Here is a 19,111-nt window from a genome sequence, read left to right as displayed (position 1 = left end):
GATAACCGTAACACCCGGTCGTTTCTTTTGCTCCGGCAAGAGAAGCGGCCTTTTTTAAGCGATAATCTATGAAACTTTTAAAAATATTTCCAATTGTGACAATCCTGTTCTTTCTGGGGATCTTCCTTCCGATATAATCAAAAGCGAGTGCATACAAGGGAGAGGAATTTGAAAATGAATATCATCTGGACGCTGCTGCTTCTGGCCTTGAGTATGGGGAATGGAGGCGCGCAGCCGGCGACGGATCAAGCCGCGGGGAACAGCAACCCGGAGTCCATCCTTCCATCCGTCATGCAAACGATGGCCGCCAATCTGGCCGCAGGCCGGATCGACGATCCGTTAACGCCTGCCGATCTGAAGAGCGTTTCGCTGGGGGAGGCTCCCAAAGTGAAGGGGATTTACGTCACGGCGTACAGCGCGGGAGGCTCGCGTATGAGCGAGCTGGTCGACCTCGTCGATAAGACGGATCTAAACGCCATGGTCATCGACATTAAGGATGATACCGGCTACATCACTTACAAAACGAAAAACCCCGAGTTGAACAAGCTGGGGAAAGCCCAGCCGTTTATTCGCGACATCGACGCTTTGATGGACCGGCTGGAAAAACACGACATTTACCCGATCGCCCGGATTGTTGTGTTCAAGGATACGATTTTGGCCAAAAAACATCCGGAATATTCGTTTGTGCAAAAAGACGACTCCGTGTGGAGCAACGGAGGCGGCGACAGCTTCGTCAACCCGTACAGCAAAGAGGTATGGGACTACAACATCGAAATCGCCAAGGAAGCGGCCAAACTCGGATTCAAGGAAATCCAGTTCGATTACGTGCGCTTCCCCGAAGGTTTTGAGAAAAGGGCCGATTCGTTAAAATATGAAAAAACCGAGATGAGCCGCGTGGACGCCGTATCCTCGTTCGTGAAATACGCCAAAGAGCAGTTGGAGCCGCTCGGTATCCGCGTCTCGGTTGACATTTTCGGCTATGCGGCTTCGGTGCCGGCCGCGGAAGGCATCGGCCAGGATTTTGTCAAAATTTCCGACAACGTCAACATCATCTGCCCGATGATCTATCCAAGCCATTATACGACAGGCTGGTTCAACGCCAAAGATCCCGACAAAGCGCCGTATCAGACGATCAAAGGGGCCATCAAGGACACCCAGGACAAACTGGCCTCGCTTGGCGAGGAGCAGCCGATTGTGCGCCCGTGGATTCAGGATTTTACCGCAAGCTGGCTGGGGAAAGGCCATTACACCAAATACGGCAAACATGAAGTCGAAGAGCAAATCCGCGCGCTCCGCGACATGAACGTCGACGAATACCTGTTATGGAACGCGTCCAACCGCTATACACAGGGCGTTTCCTATAAATAAAAAACGTTATGTTGCACGATTTTGCGGACAGACTACATAATAGGGAATTTAACGGTAACCATCCAACCAAACCCGGGCCATAAGCGCCCGGGATCATCGAGCAAACCGAACCCGGGCCACAAGCGCCCGGGTTTGGTTTGGCGTTTTTGCGTTTTGGCATGGTTTCCGGCACAGGAAATGGAGTATGGACCAATGAATGAAACTAACAGCTTAAAACAAAAATACGGGCAATTTATTCGCATTCTTATCCCGATTTTAGTGACCCAAGTGACGATGTCCTTAATGACTTTTTTCGATACGATGATGTCGGGGCACGCGAGCCCCGCTGACCTGGCCGGAACCGCGATCGGGTCCAGCCTTTGGGTTCCGGTGCAGACGGGGCTTAGCGGGATCTTGATGGGCATCACCCCCATCGTTTCGCAATTGGTGGGCAGCGGCAAGCGCGACAAAGTCGGATACCAAGTGATTCAAGCGCTGTGGCTCGCGTTCGCCGTTAGCCTGGTTGTTCTCCTTGCCGGCGGCTTCGCGATCTCCCCCCTGTTGAACGGGATGAACCTCGAGCCGAAGGTGCATCATGTCGCTTTTTATTTTCTTGTGGCCATCTCGACCGGGATTGTTCCGCTGTTCGGATACATCGTGCTGCGCTCCTTTATCGACGCTTTGGGGCAAACCCGGACATCGATGATCATTACCTTGATCTCTTTGCCGCTCAATGTTGGCGCCGGATACCTGCTCATTTTCGGCCACGGCGGTTTTCCTCGGCTCGGGGGGATCGGGTCGGGCATCGCCAGCGCCTTTACGTATTGGTGTATCTTTCTCATCGCCGTCTGGATCGTTCATCGCAGCGAGCCGTTTGCTTCCTACGGCGTATTTCACAAGCTGCATAAAGTATCGCTCGAAAAATGGCTGGAGCTCACCAAGCTCGGCGTGCCGATCGGCTTCGCGATCTTCTTCGAAACGGCGGTGTTTGCCGCCGTCACCTTGCTGATGAGCCGGTTCGACACGCTTACGATCGCCGCCCATCAAGCAGCCAACAACTTCGCTTCTACACTGTACATGATTCCGTTAAGCATCTGTCTTGCCCTGACCATTTTGGTCGGCTTCGAGACCGGAGCCGCGCGCCTAAAGGACGCCCGCCAATATGCCGCTTTGGGCGTTGGCACGGCCGCGGGGATGGCGCTTGTTACCGCCGTCCTCCTGATGCTGTTCCGCCAAAGCGTGGCCGAAATTTACTCCAGTGATGCCGAAGTCGTCGCGCTGATCAAACATTTTTTGATCTACGCCATTTTCTTTCAAATGTCGGATGCGATCGCCACGCCTACCCAGGGCGTGCTGCGCGGATACAAAGACGTTAACCCGGGCTTCTGGATCTCGCTATTGGCCTACTGGATCATCGGGCTGCCGCTCGGGTATGTGCTCGCCAACTATACGCCGCAAGGCCCTTACGGCTACTGGATCGGCCTCATCACCGGGCTCGCCGTCGCCGCCGTCCTGCTGCTGCGCCGCCTCGTCGTCATTCAGCGGAGAATCGGCCAAAAGCTTCAGGCCGGCGAACCGCTTTGAGTCACATATCCCACGCCGGGTACGATCCGCTCCCGCGCTGGGTACGATCCGCTCCCGCGCCGGGCATGATTCGCTTCTTCTGGTCGACCGCCGTCAAGCAGCGCAACATTTTGATTCTCAGCAGGCAACTGGCCAAGATTAGCGCAGCGCATTTGGGCTAAGGGACCTGAGAGCCCTTATTGCCCCCAAAAAACCGAGTTTCAAATTCTAACGGACCGGAGAGCTCTTATTTGCTCGAAAAAGACTGAAAATCCGCATTTCTATGCCAAATAAGGTCTCTGGTGTCCGTTAGGTCCAAGAACCTCCCGATTTCGCCGAAATAACGGCACTCCTGTCCGTTAGAATAAGACGCAGCGCCCAGTTCACTTATTATAGCTGAAACGCCCCCATTCAAGCAGAACCTCAATCAAGACATCAAACGTAATTAGTAACATTGACCCTCCGTGAACGTCCCCCACGATACCGCACCAGCCGGGACCACAAAAGGCCCGGGCCAGTATTTTGCCATCCCACAAAGCTTCCCATAGATCTCTTTGAGCCTTTTTCTACAGCGAAAAGAAAAAAATCGAGCCAAGGGAAACTTGCTCGATTTTTTTCTTTTCGCTGCATAGTAAAGGAGAAGAGAATAACGAACCCTCCGGGAGTTTACGTCCGCATTTGGGAGCCAGCCGCTTTGTCACCCTTCTATCCAATCAAAAGACAAGCGGCGGACAAGAGCGGCCCGAAGATCGTTATTCCCGCTCCCTAGCTATACAAAAGAGCCGGGGAAACCCCGGCTCAGCTTATAACTTGCGCGTATTATTTTACTCAATAATAACGTTTGAGAAGCTCCCTGTCCTTATTGCGACAACCGCGAAGCCAGCTCGTACAACTCCATATTAAACTCCTTCTTCGTGGCAACGACCTTCTCGATGTCGGTGAGCACCATTTCGCCGCCGATCATGCCGCAGGCTTTGTTCGATTCGCCCGCGATCAGGCTGCGAACGGCGAAGTCGCCAAGCCGGCTGGCCAGGTTGCGGTCGAACGGAGTCGGCGAACCCCCGCGTTGGATATGGCCCAGCACCGTTGCCCGCGGTTCCAGGGAAGGCTGGCGCTTCTTGATCGCCTCCACGACGTCATCGCCTTTGCCCACGCCTTCGGCCACGATGACGATACTGTGCCGCTTGCCGTTGTCGAAGTTTTGTCTCATGCGATCGGCCACTTCGTTCAGATCAAACGGAACTTCCGGCACAAGGATCGTTTCGGCGCCTGCAGCCAAACCGGCGTGCAGCGCGATGTCCCCGCAGTGACGGCCCATGACTTCGACGACGGACGCACGCTCATGGGAGGACATCGTGTCGCGCAGCTTGTTGACGGCGTCGACGACGATGCTGACGGCCGTATCAAAGCCGATCGTGTAATCCGTAAAGGAAATGTCATTGTCGATCGTTCCCGGCAGACCCATCGTTTTGATGCCCAGCTTGCTCAGCTTTTCGGCCCCTTGATAGGATCCGTCCCCGCCGACAACCACCAGTCCGTCGATGCCGCGGTCGCGCAAAATTTGCGCCCCTTTCTGCTGTCCTTCCGGCGTCTTGAACTCCAGGCACCGCGCCGACTGCAGAATCGTGCCGCCGCGTTGGATAATGTCGCCCACACTGCGGATATCCATCGCGAAGATGTCGTTGTTCAACAGACCTTGGTAGCCGCGCTGAATACCGTAAACCTCAAGCCCGTAAAACAATCCGCTGCGCACGACGGCCCGCACTGCAGCGTTCATGCCCTGGGAGTCTCCTCCGCTCGTAAGAATTGCGATCTTTTTCACTGCTGACATGATAATTCCTCCTAGAAAATTACAGATATTTGCGAATCCAACGGCTATTGACAAAGAAAAACAACCTCATCAACGGACTTCTTCGCATTAGTCGCCGGGATACCTCACGGATGTCTTCCTGCTGGCTGACTTTCGGATCGGATAAATAAAGCGCCAGCAGCCCTTCTATAATCATTTTATGAAACGAGGAAGCAGGCAACTTTTTAATGTCCTGCCGCGCCCCCTCGACGATAAACGCAATTCGGTCAAGCATCGTTTCCTTATTATCATAATAGCTGCAAAAATTCAAATCCCCGCCAAGCTCGTCCTCTGCCTGGTCAATTAGGTAATCCAGCATAATGTGCAGCCCGCAAACATGGGGGAAATAAGCATCATGAATCACCTTGGCGCTCTTCCCGTCCAAACCCGGGGTGCTGGCCGCCAAAAACAACATGAACACGCCCAAGGTCGAACCGGTGGCTGCGGCAAATTCATTCCAGCGCAATTGCGGCGCCCGGTATTCATGCGTTTCCCACCAGCTTAACAGTTTGGCTTCGCGCAGCTGCGGATCGATATGCTTGTATACCTGAAGATCGCAGTAGAGCCCCACCAAATCGATAATAAACGGCATGGCCGCGGCATATCCGCTAAGCTCGGCAATGTTGGCCCGGCAAGTGCGCACCAGCCGGTGCAAATAGCCCCCATCGTCCTGCTCCGCACGCAGGGCGTAGTAGTTTTGCAGCATGCCTCCAGGATTAACGGCATCCAGCATGCTTTGGTGCAATAAGCGGAAATCCTGCTCATCTTTGGAGGTGCTGCGGTCGCACAGGTTGTCCAAATAATCGCTGATCGTCTGAAATGCTACGATTAAGGGGATCAAAATATGGCGCATCGGCAGGTTAGCGGCAGCGTAGACGGCGCCGCCCTGGCAGTGAAATTCTTTCGTAGCGATGCTGGCGAGCGCCTGCCTTCTGAGTTCGGGGTCGGGAATCGCTTCCGCGTCTTCTCTCCAGCCATCCAGTTCCTGACGGACGTCCGGCAAAATAAACTTGTATACCCGGCTCATCAACCGGATCGGCTCTCTCGGAAACTGATTTCGACTTTGCTTAAGTTCAATCACTGCCCTGCCCCCATTACGTTGTGTAATGCGCAGTTTGAAAATCAAACTGAAAAGAAAATCATTCTTTATTATAATATGATCCAACTTTTAGCACAAATATAATCAATATCACATATGCCTTTTGACCGTCGGTTCGTCCTGGGTCGTCCGGTACCAAATATGCAGATCGTTAATCTGGCTGGCGAGCTCGGCAATTTCCCCGTTAAGCCAGCAGCTTTTCTCGAAATCGCTTTCCTCGTTCATCTCCCGCAGCATCCGTTCGATCGCATGCTCCAGAATCATCACCTTGCTTGGTATGCGGCCGCGGATGTCCTCCCAAACCTCGATCATCGACAACCGTTCCTCCAAAGCGTATTCCTCAAAAGGGCGCTCCAGCAGCGGAACGTGAATATCCAGCCGCTCGTCGTAAACAAAACAGGAATGATCCATGGCGAAAAGCCTCCTTTTATCGTATAAAATATACCGTCTCTCTGGCGGAAATTTTAGTGCCGCCCGCTTTGGTTTTTTCTGTTATACTAGCGGTAACTTCATTCATTCAGAAACGGAGTTTTGAGACCGGCATGAAAATAAGACCGATGGCCGAGCCCGATATCCAGTGGCTTCGCGCCTTTACCTTTACAGTATACGGAACAAGCGTCCTTGTTTCCTCTTATTTTCCGATTTTTTATGCGCAGCTTGGTTTTACCAATAGTCAAATCGGCCTCCTGTACGCCCTTGGACCGATGATATCTCTGCTCTCCAATTTGCTGTGGAGTTTGGCAAGCGACCGCTATAAAACGATTAAACGGATTTTGATGATTCTGTTGGCCGGCCAGGCCGCGCTGGCGTTCATCCTGTCGGAGTCCACCGCGTTTTCCGTCATTATCGCCGTGATTACCGTGTTCTATTTTTTTTATTATCCCGTGTTCCCATTGTCGGATACAATCGTCATCTCCACCGCCAACCGGCATCGCATCAATTTTATCTCGATCCGCTTGTTCGGTTCCGTCGGATTCGCCGTATTTGCCATCGTTATCGGTTATGTGCTTGACCGCGTCGGCTCCGCAAAAACGATGTGGGTGGAAATGGCGGTCGCCGGACTTGCGCTGCTGCTCGTGCTTGGGGTGAAGGATCAGCCGACATCGTTGGCAAAAATGAATTTGTCGGGGATTTGGGCGATTTTAAAGCAGAAGGAGTTGCTGTGGTTTTTCGGCTGCGTCTTCTGCCTGGCGATCGGCATGCGGATGAACGACGCTTTCCTGGCGATTTCCCTTAAGGAGCTTGGCGCCGGCGAAAACTTGATCGGCTGGGCGATGCTGGCCTCGTCTCTGTCGGAAATTCCCGTGTTTATCTATCTCAGTTTCCATGGGGATAAATACAAGGAACTGCCGCTGCTGCTGTTCGCCAGCCTGCTGTTTGCAGCCCGCTTTTTCCTGATGGGATTAACCCAATCGGCCTACGGCATCCTGCTGATCCAAACGATGCACGGATTGACGTTTGGCGTGTTTTACGTGACGGCGATCCGCATGCTGACCCGGCTGATTCCGGAGCAGTTCCGGGCAACGGGAATGGCGCTATACACCATCATGTGGTCGAGCCTGTCCGGCCTGCTCAGCGGCACGTTTGGCGGCATCGTGTTCGAGCAGTTGGGAAGACCTATTTTTTATTGGGTGGCCATGGGCTCCTCGCTTATCGCGTTTATCGGCTTTGCCGGCCGTTATTTAGTCCGCCGGGCCAACCTGAACAAATCCGCCGGTCTGGATGAAGAAGCCTGAGGCGCTTCACCTTTCACCTTTCACAAGTAGCCGGACCGCACCCGAGAGACCACTTTGTCGCAGAACGCTCTCCCTATTAACCTGCTGAAAGATCAGTTGTTGCAATAGGGTTGTTACTATATAATAGTTATTATCAGATGATAGTACCTGGTATTAAAAAATATAAAGCAGGTGAAAATATGGAGTTTGCATTGTTCCAGGACGTGCTCAAAACCCGCCGCAGCATCCGGGAATTTACCGAGGAGCACGTCAGTCTTTCCGATATCGAGGACATTATCGACTGCGCCCGTTATGCGCCCAGCGATACCAACTCGCAAACCTGGGAATTTATCGTAGTGATTAATTCGGAGAAAATCAAACGGATCGAAGAGTTTACCTGGGAAAAGCTGCATGAGACGGCGGCCCGTGCGGCGGAGAAAGGGTTGGAGCGGGAAGCGAAGCTGCTCGTGAAATCATTTGGACCTTATGCCACCGCATTTTCCGGGGCACCGGCCCTGATCGTCTGCCTTTCGACCCCATACGCTTCCAAATTCCGTGAAAAAATCTTCGATCCGATCGACTTCGTTTCGCCGGAAGTATGGCAAGAGGAAGGGCTGAAAAGCAGCTGCCTCGCCTCCCAAAACCTGATGCTCGCCGCTCACGCCAAAGGCCTCGCCACCTGCCCGATGACCGGCCCGGTGCTGCTGGCCGAGGACAAGCTGCGCGAATTTCTCGACATCCCCGCGGACCGCGGCGTGAACATGGTGATCGCGCTTGGCCACCCGGCCATCGCGCCGAAACCCGTGCCCCGCAAAGAGGTCGCGGAAATTCTTAGAATCGTGGAGTAGCGCGGTTAAGTGCCAAGATACGTTGGAAATATCCAATAGATGACGCAATTCGGCTCTACTTTTGAAGCCAGGTTGGATATATCCAATAGAACTGGGAATTGAATGGTAAATACGGCGGCGTGAATGGATATTTCCAATAGATTAGGTTGGCAGGGCGGAAAATGGGCGGGTTGAGCGAATTCTATTGGATTTTTTCCAATGAGCGCTCCAATATACGTCCGATTTCCGTCAATCTATTGGATTTTTTCCAATGTAAGATGGAAAGACATGCTTCAGTAAAAAGAGGTCCCCCGACAGCTGCAAAAGCTGCTCGTGAGACCTCTTTTATCTTATAACCGCCCGTAAGCCTTGAGCGTCTTTAGCCTTTCCACAGTGAGCCAGCCCCGCCATTCCTGTTCCCCTGCCGGACTTACCGCCGGAAACGATAAGGGCCAACCGCCGTCCTCCTGCTGCGATTCGATCAGCACGTTGAGATGACGGTTTACCTCCTCTTCGGTCACGAGGCGGGCGGCGTAGCTGTCCGGCGCAGGTGCATAATCCAGCACCTTGTGGACATAACCGCCTGCCAGCGGATTCCGCTCGATGCCATCTGGCCCGGCCAGCCAGTCATCAAGCACCGCCTTCAACCGGTCCGCCCTTCCCTGGTCCGGCTCCGGTGCATGCTCCAGAAAAGCGATCCATTGCACAGCGTCATGGTAATCCCCCGGGACGCCTCCGTTCTCCAGCGAGCGCCACAAGAAAGCGATATTGCTCCGGAACCACGCTTCCTCCGTAAAATCCGTCCGCTCCCGCTGGGCAAGCAGCATCCCGATGATGCTGCCGGTCGGATTCAGCGAAGGAACCCCGTCCCGCTCGGTGGTCCACCAAGGCGCGTGGGGATAGGCGTTCACGTCCGTGGTCGCCCTCGGCAATCCGCCGCCTTCCAATGTGATGCTCCGCAAATACTTCAGCACCCCGCCCACCATGTCCGAGCTTAACCCGCCCACTTCCCGGATCACAAACAGCGCCGTTTCCGTCGTGACCGGCTGGCTGTGCGGGCAGCGCATATCGGGCTCAAGCGCGTTTCCAAAGCCACCGTCCGCGTTTTGGTAAGGTTTAAGCGCCTCCAGAACCTCTTCTGCCGAACCATTTTCAAAATGGAACGCAAACCGTTTCCGATCCAACAATCTGGCGTTCGTGTATATAAACTCCCTGGCGCGCTGCAAAGTAGCCTCTTCCTTTTTTTCCATGCCGCTTCATTCCCTTCAAATAGGTTCAAGTTCATGTTCATGTTCATGTTCGTTATACCGTCTGATCGCGTGGTATGGCAGTTGTTTGCCTTCATTGGTATTTTTGCGCTAAAGCCAACGCCCGTTCGCGAATCGCCAGGCGCAATTCCTGAGGCTGGGCCACTTCCGCATCCGGCCCCATCGAAGAGAAGAACACCACCGCCCAATCCAGTTCTGAAGCGGGCAAGCGGCAATCCAGCAGCCACTCCTCATCGCTTGTCTGCTCGACCTTATGGCCGAAATGCGGGTCCTGTTCCGCAAGCAGTGAACCGCGATAGGTAAGCTTCACGCGGAGATGTACGGTGTCTCCCCCTGCCGGAGGGGCGGAATTGTCCTTGCCGCCTAAAACACCCTTACCACCGTTGGTGGCCGTCACATCCTTGGCCCCCTTGCCTCCCGCGCCGTCCTTACCTCCCTTACCTCCCCTTTCGGCCCCTATCGCCAGTGGGGGAGAAGTCTCGGCGATATCCTCGAACCGGTCGACGCGGAAGGTGCGCACTTCCCCATGCTCCAGCGACTCGGCTTCGCAGTACCAAAATCCGTTTGCGGCGTACACCCGTTTCGGCTGAAGCGTAAGGTGCCGGCGGTAGTTTTGCGACCGGTACAACACGCGCAGCCATCGCCCCTCGGCGGCGTGGGACATCAGCGCCTTCAAATGCGGCGTCTTGTAACGGCGGTCCGGCACCTCCATCTCCACATGGCGGAGCAGCGGAGCGATTTGACCAAGCATAGGCCCCGGCAGCGCCGACCGGATTTTGTCGGCCGCCGTCCATTTCGCCTGCCCGAAAGGACTGTCGCTGTATTTGGCCATCGCGTCCAAAGCAAGCAAAACGGTTAAGGCCTCGCCGGCATCAAACTGCAGCGGCGGCAGCCGGAAGCCGTCCATCAGCCGGTAGCCCCCGCCCGGCCCGGTCAGGGCGCTGATCGGAACGCCGATCTCCGACAAAGCCTGTATATCGCGCAGCACCGTCCGTTTGGAAACCTCAAGCTTGTCCGCCAGAGACGACGCCGTTTCCGGGCGCTGCTGCAGCGCCATGACGATGGCCATCATCCTGTCCATTCGCTTCATCCTGCTCTTTGCCTCCCGCCTATGTCCACTATATCAGGCTATTAGTGACAACAGATTGTCACCAATTTGCCCTGTCTTTTTAGAATACAAATATATACAAAAAAACACAGCCCTATAAAGAGCTGTGCTTTTCATTATCGCGCCTGGAACCAAACTTTATAAGTGATCCGTTACCGGAAGTGATCTTATAATTTGATTACGTTAGCAGCTTGAGGACCACGGTTGCCTTCAGTGATCTCGAATTCTACGGCTTGACCTTCTTCCAGAGTTTTGAAGCCGTCACCTTGGATTGCGGAGAAGTGTACGAATACGTCTTCGCCACCTTCAACTTGGATGAAGCCATAGCCTTTTTCTGCGTTAAACCATTTAACTGTACCTTTCAAATGAACAACCTCCTAAAAATAACCGCCATCATTGGCGAATATCCATATTATACTCTATGCCCTCAGACAATGCAACGTGACAATTTTCGAAAGGTTTTTTTGGGCGCGGGCTGCGGAGAAACCAACGGTTTTATTTGCTTTCCTTCAGAGCGTGAGTTATCATTTTACATAAAAATATTACCAATTTTACGCAGCGTTTAAATCCGTGAGCGAAGCCAATGATTGGAGAAATTGCGATGATCAAAAAACACGAAATATACAAAAAAGACAAGTGGAATATGATGACTGTAGAAGTTCAGGGCAAATATATCGTTCTCCGCGAAATTTCCGATCAGTGGGGCGAAGAATCGCACACCTTCCTAAGCCGCCCGGCGATGATGGATTGGGTGAAGCGCCGTTTTCCCAAAGAGGATTTTGCCGGCAACGAAGAGGAATGGAACGACATCATGAACGCTTTCAAGCAGGTCTAGCCTGCCGGCCAAGCTTGCTTGGCCAATCATTTTAATGAAACGGAGCAACGGTAAATGTATAGTTCCAGCATTTTAATCTTCATTATTTGTGCGTTTGCGCTGGCCGTCATACTGATCATGAACAAGAACAACATCCACCCCCGTCTCAAACGCGGGCTTGCCCTCACCGCCTTGATTATGGTAGTGGCGGCGTTTGGGTTAATCATCTACAGCTTTCTGGCCTAGGAAGAGGAGAGGGTGGCAAATATTTCTTCGGCAGCCGGCCCATACTAGGATAATGCCCGCGGCAGCGAGTGCTTCGGGTTCCTGATCAAGACAGGGAGGTTTCCTAGTTATGAAATGGCCGCGCACCATCCCTTTGCTGCTATCCTGCTGCCTGCTGATTTCCACGCTGCAGGGCGGCTCCGCCGCGGGCCAGCCCGCGGCTTCACCTTACCCAAAACAAAGGAGGATTCCGATGAGCACCTTAATGAAACGCTCGGAAGTATCACAGGAGAATACATGGAAGCTGGGAGATCTGTTTCCCGACCAGGCTTCTTGGGACAAATCGTATGACGAACTGAAGGCATTGAAGGGGAAAGCCGCCGAATTCGAAGGCAAACTGAACAATGCCCAAAATATCAAAGCCGTTTTCGAGCTGGAAGACGATCTTTCTCTAAAAATCGAACGGTTGTACGTTTACGCCCACCTGCATCATGATGAGGATACGACCAACCCTACATATCAGGCGCTTGTGCAGAAAGCGAAAAAGCTGAGCGTCGAAGTCAACGAAGCGCTTTCGTTCATCACCCCGGAGATATTGTCCCTGCCGGAGCAGGAGCTTGACCGTCTGATCAGCGCTCCGGAGCTTGCGGATTATAAATTTACGCTGCAGGAAATCAAACGCGAGAAAGCGCATGTGCTGAGCAAAACAGAAGAAGCGCTGCTCGCCCAGGTCGGCAATCTGTCGCAGGCGCCGCAGCAAATTTTTGGCATGATCAACAATGCGGATATGAAGTTCCCGAAAATCAAGGACGAACACGGGAACGAAGTCGAGTTGACGCACGGCAGCTACATTCAGTTCCTGGAAAATCCCAATCGCGAAGTGCGGGAGCGGGCGTTTAAAGCCGTTTACGAAACGTACCGCAAGCAAAAAAATACGATTGCGGCAACCTTAACCGCCAACATCAACAAAAACATGTTTTATTCCCGGGTGCGCAAATACCCTTCCGTGCTGGAAATGTCCTTGTATGGCGACAACATTCCGAAGGAAGTGTACACGAACCTGATCGACACGATTCATGAAAGCCTCCCGCTGCTGCACCGCTACATGAAGCTGCGGAAGAAGCTGCTTGGCGTCGATGAGCTGCATATGTACGACCTGTTTGCGCCGCTCGTAGAGGAATACAAATGGGACATCAGCTATGAGGAAGCGAAAAAGCTGGTTGAAGATGGCCTGAAGCCGCTTGGCGAAGATTACCTCAAGTCGCTTCGTTCCGGCTTCGAAAACCGCTGGATCGACGTGTACGAGAACGAAGGCAAGCGGACGGGCGCTTACAGCTGGGGAGCTTACGGCACCCACCCTTACGTGCTGCTGAACCACAAGGACAACCTGAACAGCATGTTTACGCTCGCGCACGAGATGGGCCATGCCTTGCATTCCCATTTTTCGGACGAAGCTTTGAAGTACCGCGATGCCCAATACACGATTTTCCTGGCCGAGGTCGCTTCGACGACCAACGAGGCGTTGCTGATGGATTATTTGTTGAAAAAATCGACCGATCCGAAGCAAAAGCTGTACCTGCTGACGTATTATGCCGACCAGTTCCGGACGACCGTGTTCCGGCAGACGATGTTCGCCGAGTTCGAGAAAATCATTCACGAGAAGGCGGAAGCCGGCGAATCGCTGACCCCGCAGGAGCTGTCTTCGATTTATTACGATTTGAACGCAAAATACCACGGCAAAGGCATGGCCGTCGACCAGGATATCGAAATGGAATGGGCGCGCATCCCCCATTTCTACACCAGCTTCTACGTGTATAAATACGCTACCGGCTTCTCCGCGGCGACCAGCTTCTCCAAGCAGATTTTGGAGGAAGGCCAGCCGGCGGTCGATCGCTATCTCGGGTTCCTGAAGAGCGGCGGCAGTGACTATTCGATCAATATTTTGAAAAAAGCCGGTGTCGACATGTCTTCGCCGGAGCCGATCCGCGAAGCGATGAGCGTGTTCGAAGACGTCATTGAGCAAATGGAGCAACTGACGAAATAGCGTCCCGCCTTTCCCGGCAGCCCGGTTCCATAAAATCCCTTGCCCCAAGCGGGCAAGGGATTTTATACTGACCTAAAGGAGGTGTTACCTCATGCGAATTCAATGGTCCTTGATCTTAGCGCTTATTTTCGCCTTGATCACCGCCGTGTTTGCCGTTATCAACGTCAACCCGGTGCAGGTCAATTTATTGTTCGGCGCCGTCAGCCTTCCGCTGATTTTGCTGATCCTCGGTTGCACGCTGCTTGGCGGCATCATCGTCGGCTCGTTTGGCATCTACCGCGGATACCGGCTGCAGCGGGAAGTAAAAGGCCTGCAGGCCAAGCTTGTACATATCCAGGAAGCGACCGGCTACACCTTCCCCGAACCGGAAAAGCCCGAAAAAAAGCAGAAAGCGGCCGGCAAAAGCGAAAAAGCCGCCGGCAAGACGGAACCTTCCGCGGAAGATTTATCTTCGTCCGATCATTGATCCGGCGGCAGCGAGTTCCTAATTTTTGAGGAGGTTCCCATGAAGATTCAACCCAATGAAACCTATATTTTAAACATTTTGAAAATGTTGCTCGATACGCCAAGCCCCAGCGGTTTTACGCGCGGCATTATGAGCCTGATCCAGCGTGAAGCGGAGGCTTTGGGCGTCCCCTTCGCGCAAAACGAAAAAGGCGGCGCCATCCTGACGCTGCCCGGCCGCGATTCGTCCCGGCGGATCGCGCTGAGCGCTCACGTCGATACTTTGGGGGCGATGGTCCGTTCGATCACCGAAAAAGGCACACTGAAAATCACCTCGGTAGGCGGATTTATGATGCACAGCATCGAAAACGAATACTGCCAAATCCACACCCGCAGCGGCAAGATTTACACGGGAACGATCTTGTCGACGCAACCTTCCGTCCACGTTTACACCGACGCCCGCGACTTCAAACGCGAGGAGAAAAACATGGAGATACGGATCGATGAGCTGGTGGAAAATAAGGATGACGTGCTGAAGCTGGGCATCTCCGCCGGTGATTTTATTTCCTTTGATTCCCGCGCGGTCATTACGCCCAGCGGGTACATCAAATCCCGCCATCTCGACGACAAAGCGAGCGTGGCCGCCCTGTTCGGCCTGCTGGAATCGAGCCGGCGCGAGGGCTGGACGCCGCGCCATGATCTGGTTTTCCTCATTTCCAACTATGAGGAAGTCGGGCACGGCGCATCGTGGATTCCGGACGGCGTGAACGAAATGATCGCTGTCGACATGGGCGCGATGGGCGACGATTTAAGCTGCAAAGAAACCGATGTGTCGATTTGCGCCAAGGACTCCAGCGGGCCGTACGATTACGACATGACCGGCAAGCTGATCGAGCTCGCCCGAGGTTTGGGGATCCCGCATGCGGTCGACATTTACCCGCATTACGGCTCGGACGCCTCGGCAGCGCTGCGCGGCGGGCACAACATCCGCGCCGCGCTGATCGGTCCGGGCGTGCACGCTTCGCACGCCATGGAGCGGACGCACAAGCAGGCCGTCATCAACACGACCCGCCTGCTCGCCGCGTATGTGGCCGAGTAACGGGCCGGGCCGGGAGCTTGATGCCCCGGAAGCAGGGCGTTCGCGCAGCAAGGACAGGGGAGGATCCGAGAGAACCGGGGAACAGGTCCGGCACGGCAGAAAGGGGATGCCTGGGACCGGCAGCCCGGATCGGCCTGGGAAAACTGGGATGTCCAGAACCAAGGGCCCAGGATCGCCCGAGGAAACCGAAATGTCCGGAACCAAAGGCCCTGAATCGTCCGAATTCACCGGTCCGGACAGAGCCAAAAGGCCGGGAGAACTCGGTGGACTCGGACGTTGGGCCGTTGCCCCCACCGCGGCGGCGGTCATCTTTCTCGGCATCCTTGCGATGCTCTTGTGGGGAAGCCGGTTCCTCCTTCCCCACGCTTACGCTTATTATGAAACCGCTGCGGATAATGGCGTGAAGCTGCACGCGCTGGCCGCTTCGCCGGAGCATATCGAGCTGCGGGACGCGGACCGGCCGCTGGGCGATTACCGCCTGTACGGTATTAACGGCGGATTCTTTTATAATGACGCCGTTTTGTCCATCGCGGTCAACGATGACCGGCCGGTCCAAGGCGCTGCCGGCGATTACGGCTCCGGCTGGTTCAACGCCAAATACGCGCGCGGCACGCTCGTTTGGGACGCGGCGGACAGCCGCTTTTCCGTGCAGGTCGTCTCCGCCGCCGCCGAGCTTACCGTCACCAACCGCAGCCGCTATTTCGCCCAGGGCGGCGTCAGCATGAAGCTGCGGGACGATGCCGGATGGCGGGCGGCCGCCGTGGACGCCGAGCATCTGCCCTACCCGGACGAGGAGCGCCTCCGCTCCGGCCTCGTCTACGACGATGCGGGCCGGCTGTGGCTGATCGTTACGCCGACCCGCTGCACGGCGGAGGCCTTCCGCGCCGCCGTCAAGGAGACGATCGCCCCCGGCTCGGCCGTGGACGGCATCTTCCTCGACGGCGACGGCTCCTCGCAACTGAACGCCGCCGAAGCCAAACTCCACGGCGACTCGCGCGATCTGCGGCAGATTATTGCGATTCAGTAGTGAAAGAACAGCATACAAGATGAATTAATGAAAAGACAATTTGAAGGATATCTGCCGGAAAATTGTCTTTTTTTTCGTTGTGGAAAGTTCCAAACAAGCGGGTCATTTACGATCGCATAAGAGTAGGACACGTAAAGTGCCGCCCCCAGTTGACGTAACGGACACCAGAGACCTTATTTGGTTCAAAATGGCGGTTCCCAAATTGTAACGGACCCAGACGACCTTATTCCCATGGAATCAGCTGAAATAACCGCATTTTGCGCCGAATAGCGTCAACTGTGTCCGTTAAATCAGGAAATATCCGGGAAATGAGCAATTAGCGTCATTCAGGTCCGTTACGAAACATTTCCAGCTCACAAACGTCAATATAGATAAAAAGCAAAATATGGGAGAATAAGTTTATGAACAAGTTAATCGTCTATACTGTAACCGCAATTGCTGCTCTAGGAATATTAACGTCATGTGCACGAGATAGTAAAAATGCCGATCTTCAAGGGCAAAACGAAGTTCCCACAACCAGTACAACCGTCCCTCAGAATCAGCAATCGAAGGAAGAAAATACGGATTCCTTTAAGACCGGTGTTTTTGTAGACTTCGATGCCTTGGACGATCCATTGTACACGGAGGAAATCAGGTCACTTATGAAAACCACGTTGGAAGCCTTGGCAAATAAGGATGAAAAGGAGTTCCGCAGCGTATATTACAGCGAGCCATCCGAAGCAATTCTAGAAGATTATTTATTAGGAAGAGATTATCGTTTTGAGTCTTTGGAAGGTATTTCGAAGGACCATGATAGATTAATTGTTAGAGTCAAAACAAAAGCCAGAATGGAAAGTGAAGTCTTTGAACGCACTGAAGATTATTGGTTAGTCAAGGACAAAAGCGGCCAATGGAAGCTGGGAGCCATCGATTAGTTTCATTCGCCAGACAAAAAAGCCTTAGTTGGCATAAAGTCAACTAAGGCTTCTTTCGATTAAGCTATCATTTTCGCGGTTTCGGCCAGCGGTGGCGGGGAACGTAGCGGATCAAGGCGTGATGGACCGCCGCCTATTGCGCTTCGGCTAAGGTTACCGCATGGGCAGACCAATCCCGATTACTCCGCTACAATTTTCGCCGGCTCAGCCTCCACCAACCGGTGTCGGTACCATTTTGTCCCGTAGAACCGGCGCAGGAAGATGGCTCCCCGGATCCCCCATTCAATATTCATGGCCAGCCATACGCCAATGACGCCAAACGGCAGGACGACGCCCAAAATGTAGCCAAGCACGACGCGGAACAGCCACATGGAGAGCATCGACACGACCGAAGTATATTTGGCGTCGCCCGCCGCCCGTAAAGCCGATGGAGTAATAAAGCTGATCGACCAAAGCGGAATTTGCATGATCGTGTTAATCAGGATAATCGCAAAGATTTCGCCCACGATTTCGGCGGGCGGATGAAACAGCGACACGAGCGGGTGGAACAGCGGCAGGATGATCAGCCCCATGACGATGAACGTGGCCGACGACAGCCAGATGAAGGAGCGCGTCAACTTTTTGGCGTCCCCAACGTCTCCCCGCCCGATGCATTGCCCCACCACGGTGACGATGGCGATCGACAAGGCGTTGGCCGGAATTTGCACCACGCCCGCCAGCGACGAGCTGATCGCATTGGCTGCGATCGCGTAAGTTCCCAGGCTGACGATAAAAATTTGCGTCAGGATCTTCCCGCCGTTAAAAAACATCTGCTCCGCGGCAAACGGCATGCCGATGGACATGATTTTTTTCAGCATCCCCCAGTTGGCCATCAACATGTCCCGGATCCGAATGTGCAGGGCAGCGTCCACCCTGACCAAATAATAAATCGCGCAGGCGGCGGCCAAATACCGCGAAACATTGACGGCTATGGTCATCCCAAACACGCCCATGTCGGCCAGATTAATGAACACGAAGTTCAGCAGGACGTAAGATAAGTTCATGATTAGCGACAGAAAAAGCGATGCCCGCGACCTCCCGATCCCCCGCAGCACCCCGCATACCGCCTCGACGATGGCAATCCCGCAAAAGGAAACACTGCTGCCGATCAAGTATGTTTTGGCGTTGCTGAACACGTCAGCCTCCGCGGAACCGAACAGCAGGTTCAAGGTTGGATTATGAAGCAAAATAATCAGCAAGCTGATCGCCAGCGCCAGCAAAAATACCGAGGAAACCGAGCCGGCCGCCGATTTGGACACCATCTGATCGTTCCGGTTTCCCTTGTACTGCGCCACCACGACAGTGCCCCCGGTCGCGACGCCGACAAAAACGTTGATCAGAAAAATGTTCAGCGAATCGACCATATTGACGGCGCTGACCGCGGCAACCCCGGAGGAACTGATCATCGCCGTGTTAACCAGATTGAGTCCGACGATAAACGCCTGGTCGATCAGAATCGGAATGATCAAGGCGATAATCTGCCGGTAATCCATCGATTCGGCGGAGAAATGTTTGTGCAAAAAACGGTGCGTTTTGGCGCGAATGGCTGCGTTAACCACGTAATCACTTCTTTTTCGTCAAAAATTTAAAGAGAAAAAATAAAAGACTCTTCAGCGCGAAGAGTTCTATCAGTCACAGCTTTATGGATCGTCTTAAATGGTCCGCACAATATTATATCAGCAATTATAAATAAAGGCTCCCCGCTGAAATCGTCCAATTCCCCGTTTAT

Annotated in this window: 19 protein-coding genes; 12 read left to right on the top strand and 7 right to left on the bottom strand. The window is 53.8% G+C overall.

What is annotated here, in order from left to right; translation table 11 throughout:
* The first annotated feature begins 174 nt into the window (after positions 1 to 174).
* The 3 genes from ACLD72_RS00160 (at position 175) to ACLD72_RS00150 (ending at position 3,092) form a co-directional block, all read left to right on the top strand.
* Positions 175 to 1,368 (top strand): putative glycoside hydrolase, encoded by a 1,194-nt coding sequence (locus tag ACLD72_RS00160; RefSeq protein WP_410995248.1) that lies wholly within the window; start codon positions 175 to 177, stop codon positions 1,366 to 1,368.
* 192 nt (positions 1,369 to 1,560) lie between these two features.
* Positions 1,561 to 2,931, top strand: a complete 1,371-nt coding sequence (locus ACLD72_RS00155; protein WP_410995250.1) for an MATE family efflux transporter — start codon at positions 1,561 to 1,563, stop codon at positions 2,929 to 2,931.
* The gene (locus ACLD72_RS00150; RefSeq protein WP_458475439.1) at positions 2,928 to 3,092 is read left to right on the top strand and encodes a hypothetical protein; all 165 of its coding nucleotides are present in this window, start codon (positions 2,928 to 2,930) and stop codon (positions 3,090 to 3,092) included. Before ACLD72_RS00155 ends, ACLD72_RS00150 begins: the two co-directional genes overlap by 4 nt.
* Positions 3,093 to 3,769: 677 nt before the next feature.
* Here ACLD72_RS00150 and pfkA read toward each other — a convergent pair.
* From pfkA to ACLD72_RS00135, 3 genes are all read right to left on the bottom strand, one after another.
* Entirely contained in the window at positions 3,770 to 4,741 is a 972-nt protein-coding gene (gene pfkA / locus ACLD72_RS00145) for a 6-phosphofructokinase (protein WP_251590118.1), read from the bottom strand.
* A gap of 19 nt (positions 4,742 to 4,760) precedes the next feature.
* Positions 4,761 to 5,840: a tetraprenyl-beta-curcumene synthase family protein gene (locus ACLD72_RS00140; RefSeq protein ID WP_410995252.1), complete on the bottom strand. Its 1,080-nt coding sequence runs from the start codon at positions 5,838 to 5,840 to the stop codon at positions 4,761 to 4,763.
* Between the two features lie 108 nt (positions 5,841 to 5,948).
* Entirely contained in the window at positions 5,949 to 6,269 is a 321-nt protein-coding gene (locus ACLD72_RS00135) for a hypothetical protein (protein WP_410995253.1), read from the bottom strand.
* Positions 6,270 to 6,400: 131 nt separating this feature from the next.
* Between ACLD72_RS00135 and ACLD72_RS00130 the strand changes: the two genes are divergently transcribed.
* Positions 6,401 to 7,594: an MFS transporter gene (locus tag ACLD72_RS00130; protein WP_410995254.1), complete on the top strand. Its 1,194-nt coding sequence runs from the start codon at positions 6,401 to 6,403 to the stop codon at positions 7,592 to 7,594.
* A gap of 179 nt (positions 7,595 to 7,773) precedes the next feature.
* Complete coding sequence (locus tag ACLD72_RS00125; protein ID WP_410995299.1) at positions 7,774 to 8,421, top strand: nitroreductase family protein; 648 nt, start codon at positions 7,774 to 7,776, stop codon at positions 8,419 to 8,421.
* A gap of 329 nt (positions 8,422 to 8,750) precedes the next feature.
* Here the strand turns inward: ACLD72_RS00125 and ACLD72_RS00120 are convergent, their stop codons facing one another.
* The 3 genes from ACLD72_RS00120 to ACLD72_RS00110 form a co-directional block, all read right to left on the bottom strand.
* The gene (locus tag ACLD72_RS00120) at positions 8,751 to 9,650 is read right to left on the bottom strand and encodes a hypothetical protein (RefSeq protein ID WP_458475438.1); all 900 of its coding nucleotides are present in this window, start codon (positions 9,648 to 9,650) and stop codon (positions 8,751 to 8,753) included.
* 91 nt (positions 9,651 to 9,741) lie between these two features.
* A complete protein-coding gene (locus ACLD72_RS00115) occupies positions 9,742 to 10,758 on the bottom strand; it encodes a helix-turn-helix transcriptional regulator (RefSeq protein WP_410995256.1) in 1,017 nt (338 codons plus the stop codon).
* Between the two features lie 185 nt (positions 10,759 to 10,943).
* On the bottom strand, positions 10,944 to 11,141 hold the full coding sequence (locus tag ACLD72_RS00110) for a cold shock domain-containing protein (protein ID WP_036624279.1): 198 nt from the start codon (positions 11,139 to 11,141) through the stop codon (positions 10,944 to 10,946).
* A 236-nt stretch (positions 11,142 to 11,377) separates the two neighbouring features.
* On the opposite strand from ACLD72_RS00110, the gene ACLD72_RS00105 reads away from it, so the two are divergent.
* From ACLD72_RS00105 to ACLD72_RS00075, 7 genes are all read left to right on the top strand, one after another.
* Positions 11,378 to 11,611, top strand: a complete 234-nt coding sequence (locus ACLD72_RS00105; protein ID WP_410995257.1) for a hypothetical protein — start codon at positions 11,378 to 11,380, stop codon at positions 11,609 to 11,611.
* 54 nt (positions 11,612 to 11,665) lie between these two features.
* A complete protein-coding gene (locus tag ACLD72_RS00100) occupies positions 11,666 to 11,836 on the top strand; it encodes a hypothetical protein (RefSeq protein WP_410995258.1) in 171 nt (56 codons plus the stop codon).
* 232 nt (positions 11,837 to 12,068) lie between these two features.
* Complete coding sequence (gene pepF / locus ACLD72_RS00095) at positions 12,069 to 13,859, top strand: oligoendopeptidase F (RefSeq protein WP_410995300.1); 1,791 nt, start codon at positions 12,069 to 12,071, stop codon at positions 13,857 to 13,859.
* Between the two features lie 91 nt (positions 13,860 to 13,950).
* Positions 13,951 to 14,325 carry a lipopolysaccharide assembly LapA domain-containing protein gene (locus ACLD72_RS00090; RefSeq protein ID WP_410995259.1) on the top strand — a complete coding sequence of 125 codons (375 nt, stop codon included), beginning with the start codon at positions 13,951 to 13,953 and terminating at the stop codon, positions 14,323 to 14,325.
* 39 nt (positions 14,326 to 14,364) lie between these two features.
* Complete coding sequence (locus tag ACLD72_RS00085; RefSeq protein ID WP_410995261.1) at positions 14,365 to 15,402, top strand: M42 family metallopeptidase; 1,038 nt, start codon at positions 14,365 to 14,367, stop codon at positions 15,400 to 15,402.
* Positions 15,403 to 15,550: 148 nt separating this feature from the next.
* Positions 15,551 to 16,429 carry a hypothetical protein gene (locus ACLD72_RS00080; RefSeq protein ID WP_458475436.1) on the top strand — a complete coding sequence of 293 codons (879 nt, stop codon included), beginning with the start codon at positions 15,551 to 15,553 and terminating at the stop codon, positions 16,427 to 16,429.
* 401 nt (positions 16,430 to 16,830) lie between these two features.
* Positions 16,831 to 17,343: a hypothetical protein gene (locus tag ACLD72_RS00075; protein ID WP_410995264.1), complete on the top strand. Its 513-nt coding sequence runs from the start codon at positions 16,831 to 16,833 to the stop codon at positions 17,341 to 17,343.
* Positions 17,344 to 17,522: 179 nt separating this feature from the next.
* Here ACLD72_RS00075 and ACLD72_RS00070 read toward each other — a convergent pair whose 3' ends face one another.
* Complete coding sequence (locus tag ACLD72_RS00070; protein WP_410995301.1) at positions 17,523 to 18,875, bottom strand: MATE family efflux transporter; 1,353 nt, start codon at positions 18,873 to 18,875, stop codon at positions 17,523 to 17,525.
* Between the last annotated feature and the right edge of the window lie 236 nt (positions 18,876 to 19,111).

The organism is Paenibacillus lacisediminis (assembly GCF_046567315.2).
This window is presented reverse-complemented; position numbering and strand designations above follow the sequence as displayed.

Coding starts and splice junctions, on each gene's coding strand:
- ACLD72_RS00115 (WP_410995256.1), bottom strand. CDS start 10,758: ATGAAGCGAATGGACAGGATGATGGCCATCGTCATGGCGCTGCAGCAG.
- ACLD72_RS00135 (WP_410995253.1), bottom strand. CDS start 6,269: ATGGATCATTCCTGTTTTGTTTACGACGAGCGGCTGGATATTCACGTT.
- ACLD72_RS00080 (WP_458475436.1), top strand. CDS start 15,551: ATGTCCAGAACCAAGGGCCCAGGATCGCCCGAGGAAACCGAAATGTCC.
- ACLD72_RS00125 (WP_410995299.1), top strand. CDS start 7,774: ATGGAGTTTGCATTGTTCCAGGACGTGCTCAAAACCCGCCGCAGCATC.
- ACLD72_RS00155 (WP_410995250.1), top strand. CDS start 1,561: ATGAATGAAACTAACAGCTTAAAACAAAAATACGGGCAATTTATTCGC.
- ACLD72_RS00090 (WP_410995259.1), top strand. CDS start 13,951: ATGCGAATTCAATGGTCCTTGATCTTAGCGCTTATTTTCGCCTTGATC.
- ACLD72_RS00120 (WP_458475438.1), bottom strand. CDS start 9,650: ATGGAAAAAAAGGAAGAGGCTACTTTGCAGCGCGCCAGGGAGTTTATA.
- ACLD72_RS00075 (WP_410995264.1), top strand. CDS start 16,831: ATGAACAAGTTAATCGTCTATACTGTAACCGCAATTGCTGCTCTAGGA.
- ACLD72_RS00100 (WP_410995258.1), top strand. CDS start 11,666: ATGTATAGTTCCAGCATTTTAATCTTCATTATTTGTGCGTTTGCGCTG.
- ACLD72_RS00160 (WP_410995248.1), top strand. CDS start 175: ATGAATATCATCTGGACGCTGCTGCTTCTGGCCTTGAGTATGGGGAAT.
- ACLD72_RS00130 (WP_410995254.1), top strand. CDS start 6,401: ATGAAAATAAGACCGATGGCCGAGCCCGATATCCAGTGGCTTCGCGCC.
- ACLD72_RS00070 (WP_410995301.1), bottom strand. CDS start 18,875: ATGGATTACCGGCAGATTATCGCCTTGATCATTCCGATTCTGATCGAC.
- pepF (WP_410995300.1), top strand. CDS start 12,069: ATGAGCACCTTAATGAAACGCTCGGAAGTATCACAGGAGAATACATGG.
- ACLD72_RS00105 (WP_410995257.1), top strand. CDS start 11,378: ATGATCAAAAAACACGAAATATACAAAAAAGACAAGTGGAATATGATG.
- pfkA (WP_251590118.1), bottom strand. CDS start 4,741: ATGTCAGCAGTGAAAAAGATCGCAATTCTTACGAGCGGAGGAGACTCC.
- ACLD72_RS00085 (WP_410995261.1), top strand. CDS start 14,365: ATGAAGATTCAACCCAATGAAACCTATATTTTAAACATTTTGAAAATG.